The 13574-nt window shown below is 63.7% G+C and carries 12 protein-coding genes; 11 read left to right on the top strand and 1 reads right to left on the bottom strand.

Features of this window, described 5'->3' with window-relative positions:
- Positions 1-29 precede the first annotated feature (29 nt).
- From LB559_RS15785 to LB559_RS15760, 6 genes are all read left to right on the top strand, one after another.
- A complete protein-coding gene (locus LB559_RS15785) occupies positions 30-818 on the top strand; it encodes a 3-hydroxybutyrate dehydrogenase (RefSeq protein ID WP_224674453.1) in 789 nt (262 codons plus the stop codon).
- Between the two features lie 459 nt (positions 819-1277).
- A complete protein-coding gene (locus LB559_RS15780; RefSeq protein WP_127371042.1) occupies positions 1278-2606 on the top strand; it encodes an NAD(P)H-dependent oxidoreductase in 1329 nt (442 codons plus the stop codon).
- 2 nt (positions 2607-2608) lie between these two features.
- A complete protein-coding gene (locus tag LB559_RS15775; protein ID WP_224674452.1) occupies positions 2609-3637 on the top strand; it encodes a thiamine pyrophosphate-dependent dehydrogenase E1 component subunit alpha in 1029 nt (342 codons plus the stop codon).
- A complete protein-coding gene (locus LB559_RS15770; protein ID WP_027163140.1) occupies positions 3637-4635 on the top strand; it encodes an alpha-ketoacid dehydrogenase subunit beta in 999 nt (332 codons plus the stop codon). Before LB559_RS15775 ends, LB559_RS15770 begins: the two co-directional genes overlap by 1 nt.
- 3 nt (positions 4636-4638) lie before the next feature.
- On the top strand, positions 4639-6033 hold the full coding sequence (locus LB559_RS15765; RefSeq protein WP_224674451.1) for a pyruvate dehydrogenase complex dihydrolipoamide acetyltransferase: 1395 nt from the start codon (positions 4639-4641) through the stop codon (positions 6031-6033).
- 114 nt (positions 6034-6147) lie between these two features.
- Entirely contained in the window at positions 6148-6516 is a 369-nt protein-coding gene (locus tag LB559_RS15760) for a hypothetical protein (protein ID WP_013529317.1), read from the top strand.
- Here the strand turns inward: LB559_RS15760 and LB559_RS15755 are convergent.
- Positions 6513-7484 (bottom strand): sugar-binding transcriptional regulator, encoded by a 972-nt coding sequence (locus LB559_RS15755; RefSeq protein ID WP_027162947.1) that lies wholly within the window; start codon positions 7482-7484, stop codon positions 6513-6515. The two genes, LB559_RS15760 and LB559_RS15755, sit on opposite strands and share 4 nt — an antisense overlap.
- 258 nt (positions 7485-7742) lie before the next feature.
- Here LB559_RS15755 and LB559_RS15750 point away from each other — a divergent pair, with 258 nt between their 5' ends.
- The 5 genes from LB559_RS15750 to LB559_RS15730 all read left to right on the top strand — a co-directional run bounded on the left by LB559_RS15750 (position 7743) and on the right by LB559_RS15730 (position 13513).
- Complete coding sequence (locus LB559_RS15750; RefSeq protein WP_224674450.1) at positions 7743-8729, top strand: ABC transporter substrate-binding protein; 987 nt, start codon at positions 7743-7745, stop codon at positions 8727-8729.
- A 92-nt stretch (positions 8730-8821) separates the two neighbouring features.
- Positions 8822-10525: an ABC transporter permease gene (locus LB559_RS15745; protein WP_063169128.1), complete on the top strand. Its 1704-nt coding sequence runs from the start codon at positions 8822-8824 to the stop codon at positions 10523-10525.
- A complete protein-coding gene (locus LB559_RS15740; RefSeq protein ID WP_224674449.1) occupies positions 10513-11592 on the top strand; it encodes an ABC transporter ATP-binding protein in 1080 nt (359 codons plus the stop codon). The genes LB559_RS15745 and LB559_RS15740 overlap by 13 nt, the downstream gene beginning before the upstream one ends.
- Positions 11592-12758 carry an MBL fold metallo-hydrolase gene (locus LB559_RS15735; RefSeq protein WP_224674567.1) on the top strand — a complete coding sequence of 389 codons (1167 nt, stop codon included), beginning with the start codon at positions 11592-11594 and terminating at the stop codon, positions 12756-12758. Before LB559_RS15740 ends, LB559_RS15735 begins: the two co-directional genes overlap by 1 nt.
- The gene (locus tag LB559_RS15730) at positions 12755-13513 is read left to right on the top strand and encodes a 5'/3'-nucleotidase SurE (RefSeq protein WP_027162942.1); all 759 of its coding nucleotides are present in this window, start codon (positions 12755-12757) and stop codon (positions 13511-13513) included. The genes LB559_RS15735 and LB559_RS15730 overlap by 4 nt, the downstream gene beginning before the upstream one ends.
- Positions 13514-13574 lie beyond the last annotated feature (61 nt).

Here is a 13574-nt window from a genome sequence, read left to right as displayed (position 1 = left end):
CGTTCCCTCCCACCTCTTGCGAGATCATCATGGGTTTCCTGTCTTCGAAGAACGCCCTCGTCACCGGCTCGACCAGCGGCATCGGCCTGGCCATCGCCCGCGCCTTTGCCGCCGAAGGCGCCAATGTCACCATCAACGGCCTTGGCGATGCGGCTGCCATCGAGCAGGAGCGCACCGGCATCGAGAGGGATTTCGGCGTCAAGTGCCGCTATTCCGGTGCCAACATGATGGATGGCGCGGCGGTCAGCGCCATGGTGCATGAGGCCGAGGCTGCCTTCGGCAGTCTCGATATCCTGGTCAACAATGCCGGCATCCAGCATGTCGCGCCGATCGAGGAGTTTCCCGATGACAAGTGGGAAGCCATCATCCGCATCAACCTGCTCGCCGCGTTCTACGCCATCAAGGCGGCACTGCCGGGCATGAAGGCGCGCAAATGGGGCCGTATCATCAACACCGCCTCGGCGCATGCGCTGGTCGCCTCGCCGTTCAAGTCGGCCTATGTGTCGGCCAAGCACGGCATTGCGGGCCTCACCAAGACGGTAGCGCTCGAAGCAGCGCTCGACGGCGTCACCGTCAATGCGATCGCGCCGGGCTATGTCTGGACGCCCCTGGTCGAAAGGCAAATCCCAGACACCATGAAGGCGCGCGGCATGACGGAGGAACAGGTCAAGCACGATGTGCTGCTCGCCGCCCAGCCGACCAAGGAATTCGTCACCGTCGACGAGCTCGCCGCGCTGACGCTGTTCCTGTGTTCGGACGCGGCCAGGCAGGTCACCGGCACCACCTTGCCGATGGATGGCGGCTGGACGGCACAGTAGAGGGTAATCCAAGCGTTCCGTTTGCCTGCTGGTGCCGCTGGGCGCTGGCAGAAAAGCACCCGGCTATGCCGTGATCTTAATTGATGCGGATGGCGTGGTCGTGCATTTCCATGATTTTGCGATCGACGCGGCGGGTTGCCCGCCTCCGGCAGGCTTCGCGGGACACTGAGCAGGACTTCCCGCGAGGGCCAAGATGCCGCCAGTCGCATGTGCCGGCCTATTGCACGGCAGCGCAACAGGCTGCGCCGTTGCTGAACTGAACGATCCCAACCGATGCCCATCCGCGCACTGACGGCGACTGCGCGGCATCGGGTTTCCCAGCCTCTTTCTCGTCCCGCCGGACTACGGTGAAAGTGTCCAAAAAGCACGGAAATATGGACATTAGTCTTGACAGAAATACAGATGTTCAATACCCGTCAGGCAATCGAACAAGCCTGCATTATGGGAGGAACGAGCGGTATGGCTTCCAATGTTTCGTTGACGGGTCTTGCCCGCGATCTCGAGGAACGCGCAAAGTCGGGCAAGCCTATCCGCATCGGCCTGATCGGCTCGGGCGAGATGGGAACCGACATCGTCACTCGTGTCGCCCATATGTCGGGCATCGAGATCGGCGCCATTTCCGAACTGAACCTGCCGGCTGCCAGCAAGGCCGTCGATATCGCTTTCCAGGAAACTGGGCATGCGCGCGAAGTGTCGAATGCTTCGGCTATGACGTCGGCGATGGAAGCCGGCAAGGTCGCGGTCACCAACGACGCCGACCTTGTCATCAACAATGATCTGATCGACGTCGTCATCGATGCCACCGGGGTTCCCGCCGTTGGCGCCGAGATCGGGCTGCGCGCCATGGAGCATGGCAAGCATCTGGTGATGATGAATGTCGAGGCCGACGTCACCATCGGCGCCTATCTGAAAAGCGAGGCCGACCGGCTCGGCGTCACCTATTCACTGGGCGCCGGCGATGAGCCGTCCTCCTGCATGGAGCTGATCGAGTTCGTCTCGGCCATGGGTCACCCGATCGTTGCCGCCGGCAAGGGCAAGAACAATCCGCTCAACATCGACGCTATTCCCCCGGACTATGAGGAGGAAGCCAAGCGCCGGCACATGAATGTGCGCATGCTGGTCGAATTCGTCGACGGCTCCAAGACCATGGTCGAGATGGCGGCAATCGCCAATGCCACGGGCCTGGTTCCAGACAAGGCCGGCATGCATGGCCCGGCGGCGACGCTTGGCGAACTGTCCAAGGTGCTGGTGCCGCAGAAGGATGGCGGCGTGCTGTCGAAGGTCGGCGTCGTCGACTATTCGATCGGCAAGGGTGTCGCGCCCGGCGTCTTCGTCGTTGCCGACATGTCGCATCCGCGCATCTCCGAGCGCATGGAAGATCTGAAGATGGGCAAAGGCCCGTATTTCACTTTCCATCGTCCCTATCACCTGACCTCGCTCGAAGTGCCGCTGACCTGCGCGCGCGTCGTGCTCTACGGCAAGGCCGACATGGTGCCGCTGGCCAAGCCGGTGGCCGAAGTCGCCGCCGTGGCCAAGAAGGACATGAAGCCCGGCGAGAAGCTCGATGCGATCGGCGAATATTGCTACCGCGCCTGGATCATGACGACGCCTGAGGCGCGCGCTGCCAAGGCCATTCCCTGCGGCCTGCTGCAGGGCGGCTCGGTCACCGCGCCGATCAAGAAGGGCGAACTCATAACCTACGCGAATGCAGCGCCCGCGGCGGGCTCCAAGATCGCCGAACTGCGCGCTCGCCAGGACAAGCTCGTCTATGGGACCGGGGGAGCGTGATCATGGCCACAGCCAGCAAAGCCGTCACTGACAATCGCGCCAATCTGCCCTTCGTCTACCGCCAGTACAGCGCCGAGCAGCTCAAGCAGGTGCTCCACAAGATGTACCTGATCCGCCGCTTCGAAGAGGGCGCGGAGGAGTGCTACACGCGCGGCCTCATCCATGGCACCATGCATTTGTCGATCGGCCAGGAAGCCAGCGCCATGGGCATCTGCATGCCGCTTGCCGAGGATGACCAGATCACCTCGACGCATCGCGGTCACGGCCACTGCATTGCCAAGGGCGCCGAGGTCAAGCGCATGTTCGCCGAGTTCTTCGGCAAGACCACAGGCTACTGCAAGGGCCGTGGCGGCTCGATGCACATCGCCGATGTCGGCAAGGGCAATCTCGGCGCCAATGGCATCGTCGGTGGCGGTATTCCGATCGCCGTCGGGGCGGCATTGTCCTCCAAGATGATGAAGACCGGCAAGGTCGTGGTCTCCTTCTTCGGCGATGGCGCCAACAATGAAGGCGCTTTCCACGAGGCGCTCAACATGGCGGCGGTCTGGAAGCTGCCTGTCATTTTCGTCTGCGAGAACAATGGCTACGGCATGTCGACATCGACAGCCCGCTCGACCGCGGTCAAGAACATCGCCGAGCGCGCCGCCGCCTATTCGATGCCGGGCGTCATCGTCAACGGCAACATCTTCTCCGAGGTCGCCGAGGCGTCTCATCAGGCTGTTGCCCGAGCCCGCGCCGGCGAGGGGCCGACGCTGATCGAGTCCAAGACCTACCGCCATCGCGGCCATTCCAAGAGCGACCGCAACCGCTATCGCACCAAGGAAGAGATCGAGGACTGGATGTCGAACCGCGATCCGATCACCCTGTTCGAAAGCGAGCTCAGGGAATTCGGCTTCATCGACGACAAGGGCATCGAGGCCATTCGCGATGCCGTGGCGCAAGAGATCGCCGAGGGCATCGAGTTCGCCAAGGCGAGCCCATCGCCCGATATCAGCGAGACGGGAAATTACGTGTATACGGAGCAGGCGTGATGGACGCGATGGTGCGTGAACTGAGCTACGCCCAGGCGATCCAGGAGGCCATGGCGATCGCCATGGACATGGACGAGCGCGTTTTCCTGATGGGCGAGGATATCGGCGTCTATGGCGGCGCCTTCCAGGTCACCGGCGACCTGGTCGAACGTTACGGCGCTGACCGCGTCATCGACACGCCGATTTCGGAACTGGGCGGCGCGGGCGTCGCGGTGGGCGCTGCCCTCACCGGCATGCGGCCGATCTTCGAGTTCCAGTTTTCCGATTTCGCCACGCTTGCCATGGAGCAGATCGTCAACCAGGCGGCCAAGATGCGCTTCATGCTGGGCGGCGAGGTTTCGGTTCCCGTGGTGATGCGCTTTCCCGCCGGTTCCGGCACCGGTGCGGCCGCGCAGCACAGCCAGAGCCTCGAGGCCTGGCTCGGCCATGTGCCGGGTCTGAAAGTCATCCAGCCGGCGACCCCCTATGATGCCAAGGGCATGCTTTTGGCGGCGGTCGCCGATCCCGATCCGGTCATGATCTTCGAGCACAAGCTGCTCTACAAGATGAAGGGCCCGGTGCCCGAAGGCTATTATACCGTGCCGATCGGCAAGGCCGATATCCGCCGCGAGGGCCGGGATCTCACCATCGTCGCCACCTCGATCATGGTGCAGAAGGCGCTCGACGCGGCAGCCGTGCTGGAGAGCGAAGGCATCGACGTCGAAGTCGTCGATCTTCGGACCATCCGGCCGATGGACAAGCAGACCGTCATCGACAGCGTCAAGAAGACGTCGCGGCTGCTATGCGTCTACGAAGCGGTCAAGACGCTGGGCATCGGCGCCGAGGTCAGCGCCATGATCGCCGAGAGCGAAGCGTTCGACTATCTCGACGCGCCGATCGTGCGGCTGGGCGGCGCCGAAACGCCGATCCCCTACAATCCGGAACTCGAGAAGGCGACGGTGCCGCAAATTCCGGACATCATCACCGCCGCGCGCGACCTCGTGAAAGGGGTTCGCTGAGATATGCCGACCGAAGTCATTCTTCCCAAGGTCGACATGGACATGGCGACCGGACAGATCTCGCGCTGGTTTGCCGAGGAGGGCGCGCACGTCAAGAAGGGCGATGTGCTGTTCGAGATCGAGACCGACAAGGCGGCGATGGAAATCGATGCGCCGGCCAGCGGCGTCCTGCGCGATGTCACCGGCAAAGAGGGTGTCGATATTGCGGTCGGCGCTGCCGTGGCGTGGATCTATGCCGACGGTGAGGCCTATGGGGCTGATGCTGCTGCGGCAAAGCAGGACGTCGCGCCAATCTCCACACCCGCGGGGGACATGTCGACGAAGTCGACAGAGGGGGGCGCTGTCGCGCCAACGTCTCATTCTGTCACGCACCCCTCTGCCCTGCCCTCTTTGCCGCCACTTGGCATCTCCCCCACAAGGGCGGAGATCGGCCAGTCGCCATCGGCCGGCCGTGCAACACCGCTTGCCCGGCGCCTGGCCCGTGAGGCCGGCCTGAACCTCTCGACCATATCTGGCACCGGTCCGCATGGCCGGGTGGTGAAGGCGGATGTCGACGCGGCCATTGCCGGTGGCGGCGCCGAGACGGCGCCTGCCGCCAAGGCTCCGGCTGGCGTGCCCGCTGCTGCTCCTGCCACGCCGGTAAAGGCGATGTCGGACGATCAGGTCCTGAAACTGTTCGAACAGGGCTCCTACGACCTTGTCCCGCATGACAATATGCGCAAGACCATTGCCCGCCGCCTGGTCGAGGCCAAGACCACCATTCCGCATTTCTACCTGACGCTCGACTGCGAGCTCGATGCGCTGCTGGCGCTGCGCACGCAGATCAATGCGGCAGCCCCGGTGAAGAAGACCGACAAGGGTGATGCTCCGGCCTATAAGCTGTCGGTCAACGATATGGTCATCAAGGCGATGGCGATGGCGCTGAAGGCAGTGCCCGATGCCAATGCCTCGTGGACTGAAAGCGCCATGGTCAAGCACAGGCACGCCGATGTCGGCGTCGCGGTGTCGATCCCCGGCGGCCTGATCACACCGATCATCCGCAAAGCCGACGAAAAGACGCTGTCCACCATCTCCAACGAGATGAAGGACCTGGCCAGTCGCGCGCGCAGCCGCAAGCTGAAGCCGGAAGAGTATCAGGGCGGCACCACGGCGGTGTCCAATCTCGGCATGTTCGGCATCAAGGATTTTGCCGCGGTCATCAACCCGCCGCACGCGACCATCCTGGCGGTCGGCGCCGGCGAGGAGCGGGCGGTGGTCAAGAATGGCGAGATCAGAATAGCCACCATGATGTCGGTGACGCTGTCGACCGACCACCGCGCCGTCGACGGTGCGCTGGGTGCCGAACTGCTGGTCGCCTTCAAGAACCTCCTTGAAAATCCGATGGGCCTGCTGGTCTGATCCACCAAGCAGAAGCCGGCGCCGACTGATGCGCCGGCTTGCGACAGAAACGACTTGTCAGGCGCTGACCCTTGACCCATGTTCTATCTGGATTGCGATCCAGGGAGGCCAAATATGCCTGCATTCGACCCATCTGACGTCAAAACCCTGTTCGGCAAGGTCATGGGTGCGTCGCCATCCGACATCAAGCTGGTGGCGCAGCGCCTGCACGACCACGCCTTCGAGCCTCGCATGTCGGCGGAGGAGACCAGGCAGCTCGTCGCCAGCCTCGGCTATGACAGTCTGGACGCGTTCTGCGCCGACATCGGTCTGCCCACGCATATCGCCGAGCGGTGGAGCCGTTTTGGTGTTTCCGGCGAGATGAAGCAGGTGTTCACACTGTTGGCGGCGCAGCGCAAGCGGGTGGCCGAGGCGATCGCCGAATTCGAATCCATGACCCATGTCGGCGTCGAGGATTTTTTGCGCGAGCGCGGGCTGATCTAACCGCCCTTGGCAAGCAGCGCCGTGGCGGTATCGCTGTCAGTGATCAGCACATTGGTGTCGACGGCTTTCAGTGCGGCGAGGATCGCCGCGACCTTGCGCTTGCCGCCCGCGGCGAGAACCACATTCGGCACCTTGCCGACCACATCGAGATCGATGGCCATGACACGCCCGTTTACCTCGTGGTCCACCAAACGGCCATTGGCATCGACGAAATAGCACAGCATGTTGGCGACCGCGCCCTTCGCTTTCAACGGAGCGATCAGCGATGACGGAACGATGCCATGCCGGAAGATGGTGGCGTCCGGCGACATGTCGCCGACGGTGAGCAGCGCGATGTCGGCGGCGGCCGCGCGTTGGCGTACATCCTGCAGGGTCGGCTGTGCCCAGAGGAGATCGCGCAGCGAGGAATTGTCGACCGTGACCGGCGCGGTGATCTGGTAGCTGTCGACCTCGAAGACATCGGCTACCTTGGCGGCAACGATGGACGGATTGATCCATTGCGAGTGCGGCAGGCTGCCGACGAGCGCCACCACACAGGCACGCTTCAACTGCCGGCGGGCAAGGAAGCCGAGGCTGGCATGCAGGGTCGCGCCGCCACCGATGGCCAGCGTCATGCCGTCCTGCATCTGCTCGCCGAGATAGGCCGCGACGGCATGGCCGATGGCCTTCTCCAGATGGTCATGCGCCGAAGGCGTCGGGATGACGACGGCGGCATTCAGACCCCAGCGCTTTTCCAGTCCCCGCTCGAGCGCCACCTGCCCGGCGGTCGGCGCGTTGATCATGGTGACGACAATGCCCTCGGCGGTGCAGGAGGCCAGCGTACGCATGACCTTCACCCTGGACACATCGAGCTTTTCGGCGATCTGTTCCTGGGTGAAACCTTCGACATAGTAGAGCCATGCCGTCTTGACGGTAAGGTCCGACGAGACCATCGGCAGGCGAGCCTGTCTGGGTTTTTCTGTGGTCATCGGTTCCTGTCCCTCATGAGCCGTGGCCTGACCGGTGCTCATCAAGGAAATACCGGCCGGATGTCAACTGATGCCGGATCTGCGGCGTGTCGATTGTCGCACATTTCTGTTCATTTGTAATTGACATCGTACATATGAACATATTTTGTGGGTTTCACGCGCTGTGTCATCCACCAGTCATATGCGCCGTGCAGGGAGGAAGAGACGGGGAGCCGGCCAGAGCCGGACCGGTCATGCACAGAAAGACAGGAGGTCTCATTGAAGACGCACTTCATCAAGCTGCTGGCCAGCCAGCTGGCGCTCGCGGCAACTTTGTTTGCCGGCGTGGCAAACGCCGAAACACTGACGCTCTACACGTCCCAGCCGGAAGCCGACGCGGCCAAGACCGTGGATGCCTTCAAGAAGGCCCAGCCGGGTATCGATGTGAATATCTATCGCTCCGGAACGAGCGACATCCTCACCAAGATGGCGGCCGAGTTTGCCGCCGGCAGCCCGCAGCCCGACGTGCTTCTGATCGCCGATGCGGTCTCGATGGAGCTGTTGAAGAAGGACGACCGGCTACTGCCGTATCCCGAGGCAAAGCTCGATGGCATCGAGGCGGATGCCTATGACGCCGACAAGACCTATTTCGGCAGCAAGCTGATCACCACCGGCATCGTTTACAACACCGCCGCGGCCGAGAAGCCGCAGCATTGGGCCGATCTTGCCAAGCCCGCCTATGCCGATGGCCTGGTCATGCCGAGCCCGCTCTATTCGGGTGCCGCCGCCTACCTGCTTTCGGGCTTCGTCGGCGACGCCAATTATGGCTGGGATTTCTTCCAGAAGCTGAAGACCAACAACACCGTCAGCGTGCGCGGCAATGGTGCGGTGCTGAAGTCGGTGGCATCAGGCGAAAAGCCCTATGGCATCCTGGTCGACTTCATGGCGATGAACGCCAAGAAGAAGGGTTCCCCAGTCGAGTTCGTGTTCCCCTCGGAAGGTGTGCCGGCAGTGACCGAACCGGTCGCCATCATGAAGACCGCCAGGAATGTCGACGGCGCCAAGAAGTTCGTCGACTTCATTCTTTCCGATGACGGCCAGAAGCTTGCGCTTTCGATGGGCTATCTGCCGGCGCGCGCCTCGGTCGGCCGCCCCGAATGGCTGCCGGAAGGCGTCAAGGTCAAGGTGATGCCGTTCGACACCAAGGCAATCGTCGCCAAAACCGACGCCGACAAGGCGAAGTTCTCGGAACTGTTCGGCGGCTGAGCCGGCAATCCAGTCAGGGGTGCCGTCCCAGCGGTATCCCTGACGGGCAAAACCCCGATCGCATCGGCTGATCGACCCCAGGAAACGCAATCATGTCAACACGGATCAGGGAAAGCCGGGGCCAGGAAATGGTCCTGACGGCGGCGGTAGCCATCGTCATCGTCCTGCTTTCCCTGCTGCCGATGCTGCGCCTGATCAAGGAGATCGTGGCGCCCGGCGGCACGCTGTCGACCGTCGCGATAAAGGCGGGGCTCGCCAGTCCGGCGACCTGGATCGCCACCTGGCACACACTGGTCGTCGGTATCGGCGGCACCCTGCTTGCGGTGCTGTCTGGAACGCTGGTGGCCGTCCTCGTCACCCTGACCGATATCCGCGCTCGCAGCGCCATGGTGCTCTGTTACGTCATGCCCTTGATGATCGCGCCGCAGGTGACGGCGCTGGCCTGGCTGCAATTGTTCGGCCCGGCAAGCCCGTTCCTCAAGCTGTTTGGGGCGGCACCGCCGCTCGGTACCAGGAACCCGCTCTATTCGACATCGGGCATCATCCTGCTGCTCGGCGTGCAGTATGGCCCGCTGGTTTTCCTGTTGGTGCGCGCCGGGCTGCGCAAGCTGCCGCGCGAGCTGGTCGAAGCCGCGCGGGCGGGCGGCGCCGGCTGGTTCACCGTGCTGGTCACCATCGTGCTGCCCTTGATGACGCCGTCGATCATGGCGGCCGCTGCTCTTGCCTTCGTCTCATGCGTCGGCAATTTCGGCATTCCGGCCTTTCTCGGCATTCCCGCCAACTATCTCGTGCTGCCGACGCTGATCTATCAGAAGCTGGCCGGCGGCGGCCCCGCCGTGCTCGGCGAAACCGCGTTCCTGTCGGTGCTGATCGGCATTATCGCGATGGCGGGTATCCTTGCCCAGGAGATCATGAGCCGCCGCCGCGACTATCGCATCAGCTCCACGTCGCTTTCGGCCGAACCCTATGAGCTCGGTCGCTGGCGGCCTACGGTCCAGGCCGGCATGTGGCTGCTGATCATCGTGGTGCTGTTCCTGCCGCTGTTCGGGCTGGTTCTGACATCGCTGGTGCCGGGCTACGGCATCGCGCTCACCGCCAAGACGGCAACGCTCGACAATTATCGCTTCGTGCTGTTCGAGCATGACGCGGCCAGCCGCGCCTTCTTCAACAGCTTCTGGCTGTCGATCGCGGCGGCCTTCTTCGCGGTCCTGGTCGCAGTGCCGATCGGCTATCTGATCGCATGGGGCAAGCAGCGCTGGGTGCGGCTGCTCAATCTGTCGGTCGAGCTCCCCTATGCTTTGCCCGGCGTGGTGCTGGCGATCGCCTCGCTGCTCATGTTCCTGCGGCCGATCCCGCTGACCGGCATCCAGCTCTACAACACCGTCTGGATCATCCTCTACGCCTATCTCGCCCGCTTCCTGGTGCTGGCGCTGCGGCCAACCATCAGCGGCTATCACCAGATCGACCGGGCGCTGGAGGAGGCGGCGCAAGTGGCCGGCGCCGGGCTGTTCACGCGCATGCGCACGATCATCTTTCCGCTGGTGGCACCGGCGGCCATCGCCGGCGGGCTACTGATCTTCATGACGGCGCTCAGCGAACTCACCGTCTCGGCGCTGCTGTGGTCGTCCGGGTCGGAGACGATCGGTGTCGTGATGTTTTCCTTCGAGCAGGGCGGCGATTCCAACTATGCGGCGGCGATGTCCGTCATCACTGTGGCGGTCACTTTCCTGTTGATGCTGGTGACCAATCTGCTTGCCCCCTACCTTCCGACCGGAGTGCTGCCATGGCGCGATTGAGCCTGGACAATGTGACCAAGAGCTTCGCCAATTTCGATGCCGTCAAGGACGTATCGATCGATGTCGGCGACGGCGAGTTCCTGGCAGTGCTCGGGCCGTCCGGCTGCGGCAAGACCACGCTGCTGCGGCTCGTTGCCGGATTCGAGAAGGTGACGTCAGGCGAGATCCGTATCGGCAGCGAGGTCGTGTCGGGCAAGGGCGGCAGCGTCGCGCCGGAAAAGCGGCGCGTCGGCATCGTCTTCCAGAACTACGCGCTGTGGCCGCACATGACGGTCGCCGAAAACATCGGCTATTCGCTGAAGGTGGCGCAGCTCGACAAGGCCGTCGCCCGCCGGAAGGTTGAAGACGCACTCGCCCTGGTCAATCTGCAAGGGCTGGGCGAGCGTCGGCCGGCCAATCTGTCCGGCGGCCAACGCCAGCGCGTGGCATTGGCGCGCTGCCTTGTCGCCGCGCCCTCGTTGGTTCTGTTCGACGAGCCGCTGGCCAATCTCGACGTGCATCTGAGGGCTTCGATGGAGGACGAGTTCGCGTCCTTCCACAAGCGCACCGGCACGACGATCGTCTACATCACCCATGACCAGGCCGAGGCGATGGCGCTGGCCGATCGGATCGCGGTGATGGATGGCGGGCGTCTTGCCCAGCTGGCGACGCCACGCGAACTCTATCATGAGCCGGCAAATGAAATGGTGGCTTCCTTCATTTCGCAGGGCATTTTGCTGCCTGCGGATGTGTTGAGCGCGGAAGAAAGAGGGCACTGCAAGGTCCGCGTTCTCGGCGCTGAACTGATTGTCCGCTGCCGGCCAGGCGAGCGGCCGCGAACCGGGGCGAAGGTCTGCTGCCGGTCGGCCGATCTCGACGTGTCGCCGGACGGTCCCGGCTTCGATGGCCTGGTCAAGCGGGTGATCTATCAGGGCGGCTCGGCGCGCATCGAATTCACGCCTTCGACCAATCCCGACCTCACCTTGCATTTCGAACAGCCAGATCCGGTCGCGCTGGAGAGCGGAGCCCAGGCACGCCTGCGGATACGCTCCGGCTGGCTGATCCCGGCGGCGGGGGCGGCATCGTGATGATGCTCGACCTGCTCGGCGGCTTTGGCGAAAAGGGCCGCACCAGCCTTGCTGTCAGCAGCGGCAAGGATCGCATCCTGCTCGACGTCGGCATCAAGGTCGGCGCCTCGGGGGCGGACTACTATCCGGCGCTGAACGGCTCGGTCGCCGACATCGATGCGCTGTTCGTCTCGCATGCGCATGAGGATCATGTCGGCGCGCTGAGCTGGCTGCTGTCGCGCGGTTATGCCGGTCCGATCTTCATGACCGCCGAGACCCGAGACGAGGCGCCTGCCACGCTCGCCGGCTATGCTGAGCCCGAGGATTTCAGGCGGTTTCCTTTTCCCGAAGATCGCATCGAATTGTTCGAACCCGGCGATACGCTGAAGAGCGGAAATCTTACGATCCGGACGGGACGCTCCGGACATGTCGTGGGCGGCGTCTGGTTTGCCGTCGACGATGGCGAGAGCCGTGTCGCCTATTCCGCCGATGTGGTGCCGGACAGCAATGTCTTCGTCATGGACACCATCCCGCACTGCGACCTGCTTGTCCTCGATGCTTCCTATGGCGCCGATCCGGTGCCGGGGGCGGCGCGGGCGCTCGAAATCTCGCAATGGGTTGCGAGGCATTCGGACGGGTGTCTTTTGCCGACGCCGCTCTCTGGTCGCTCGCTGGAGCTGATCGCGGCCTTGCCAGGGCCGTTCGCCATCCATGCCGGCATGCGCTCGTCCCTGGAAGCGCAGATCGGCGCCACGGCAGCCCTGTTGCCGGGCGTTTCAACGTTGCTGCGCCGCCGCTTGCAAGACGCAGCCGACTGGACCGATGCCGATCCCCTGCCGTCCATGCCGCTGCTGGCGGATGACGGCATGGGTGAAGCCGGCCCATCGTCGCGCCTCTTGCCGCGTGCCGACCATTCCGGTTTTCCGGTGCTGCTTACCGGGCATCTGCCGTCAGGTTCGCCGGGCGATGTGTTGCACAAGGCCGGTCGGGCGGACTGGGTACGCATGCCGACCCATCCGACGCTGTCGGGCAATGTCGATATCTGGGAGAAGGCCGGCCGTCCCGCGGCACTCGGCCATTCCTGCACGCCGGATCTTCTCGGCGACCTGCAATCCCACATCCCCTCGCTGCGCACGCAATGCCGCACCGGCCAGCGCATAGTGGTGTCGGAGGCAAGAAAACGATGAGAATTCTGATCTGCAACGATGACGGCATCGAAGCGCCGGGGCTTGCCCGTCTGGTCGCGGCCGCCAGCGCGTTGAGCGGCGATGTCTGGGTGGTCGCGCCCGACGGCAAGCGCACCGCCGCCGGCTCGTCATTGACGATTGCCAGGCCGTTGACCATGCGGCGCCTCAAACCGAACTGGTACGCCTGTTCCGGCACCCCGGCCGATTGCGTGGTAAGCGCCATGACCTGGTTGTTCGCCGATACGAAGAAGCCAGATCTGGTGCTGTCGGGTGTCAACGATGGCCGCAACGTTGCCGAGGACCTTGCCTATTCCGGCACGCTCGGCATTGCGCGGGAGGCCACTTTCTGGGGCGTTCCGGCCATTGGCTTCTCACGCGTGAAAAATCCTGATTTCACCGATGGCGACGACCAATGGCTTGGCGCGCTGATCGTGTCCCTGTGGCAATCGCGCGCCGACTGGGCCGCTGAGGGTCATTGGCTGAGCATCAACCTGCCGACCTCGCTGCCGGCCGAAATCCGCCAGCCGCGCATCGGTCGCGACAAGATCGCCCGCAAGGCCGAGATCGTGGAGAGCGACGGCGACCGCACGGTCATCACCGTGCCGCGCGGGCGGGCTCACGACAGCCAGCCGGGCGACGAGAACGACGCGATCGATGCCGGCTTCATCAGCATCAACCGGCTGAACTGGCTTGGCGAGACGCGGCTGGACGAACGGTTTCTGGACGGGATCCCGCGCCAGCGGCAAACTGGCTGACCTGAGGTCTGCGCGTCGTCATCCGATCACCAACCTGTCAGCGGTTAAATCAAGCCAATCC

Source organism: Mesorhizobium sp. BR1-1-3 (assembly GCF_020165455.1).
Classification (GTDB): domain Bacteria; phylum Pseudomonadota; class Alphaproteobacteria; order Rhizobiales; family Rhizobiaceae; genus Mesorhizobium; species Mesorhizobium ciceri.
The sequence above is the reverse complement of the archived record's forward strand: the minus strand, read 5'-3'. Positions and strand labels throughout refer to the sequence as shown.

Bases quoted from the DNA above. Each gene is read 5' to 3' on its own strand.
- LB559_RS15785 (WP_224674453.1), top strand. From the start codon at position 30: ATGGGTTTCCTGTCTTCGAAGAACGCCCTCGTCACCGGCTCGACCAGC.
- LB559_RS15780 (WP_127371042.1), top strand. From the start codon at position 1,278: ATGGCTTCCAATGTTTCGTTGACGGGTCTTGCCCGCGATCTCGAGGAA.
- LB559_RS15775 (WP_224674452.1), top strand. From the start codon at position 2,609: ATGGCCACAGCCAGCAAAGCCGTCACTGACAATCGCGCCAATCTGCCC.
- LB559_RS15770 (WP_027163140.1), top strand. From the start codon at position 3,637: ATGGACGCGATGGTGCGTGAACTGAGCTACGCCCAGGCGATCCAGGAG.
- LB559_RS15765 (WP_224674451.1), top strand. From the start codon at position 4,639: ATGCCGACCGAAGTCATTCTTCCCAAGGTCGACATGGACATGGCGACC.
- LB559_RS15760 (WP_013529317.1), top strand. From the start codon at position 6,148: ATGCCTGCATTCGACCCATCTGACGTCAAAACCCTGTTCGGCAAGGTC.
- LB559_RS15755 (WP_027162947.1), bottom strand. From the start codon at position 7,484: ATGACCACAGAAAAACCCAGACAGGCTCGCCTGCCGATGGTCTCGTCG.
- LB559_RS15745 (WP_063169128.1), top strand. From the start codon at position 8,822: ATGTCAACACGGATCAGGGAAAGCCGGGGCCAGGAAATGGTCCTGACG.
- LB559_RS15740 (WP_224674449.1), top strand. From the start codon at position 10,513: ATGGCGCGATTGAGCCTGGACAATGTGACCAAGAGCTTCGCCAATTTC.
- LB559_RS15735 (WP_224674567.1), top strand. From the start codon at position 11,592: ATGATGCTCGACCTGCTCGGCGGCTTTGGCGAAAAGGGCCGCACCAGC.
- LB559_RS15730 (WP_027162942.1), top strand. From the start codon at position 12,755: ATGAGAATTCTGATCTGCAACGATGACGGCATCGAAGCGCCGGGGCTT.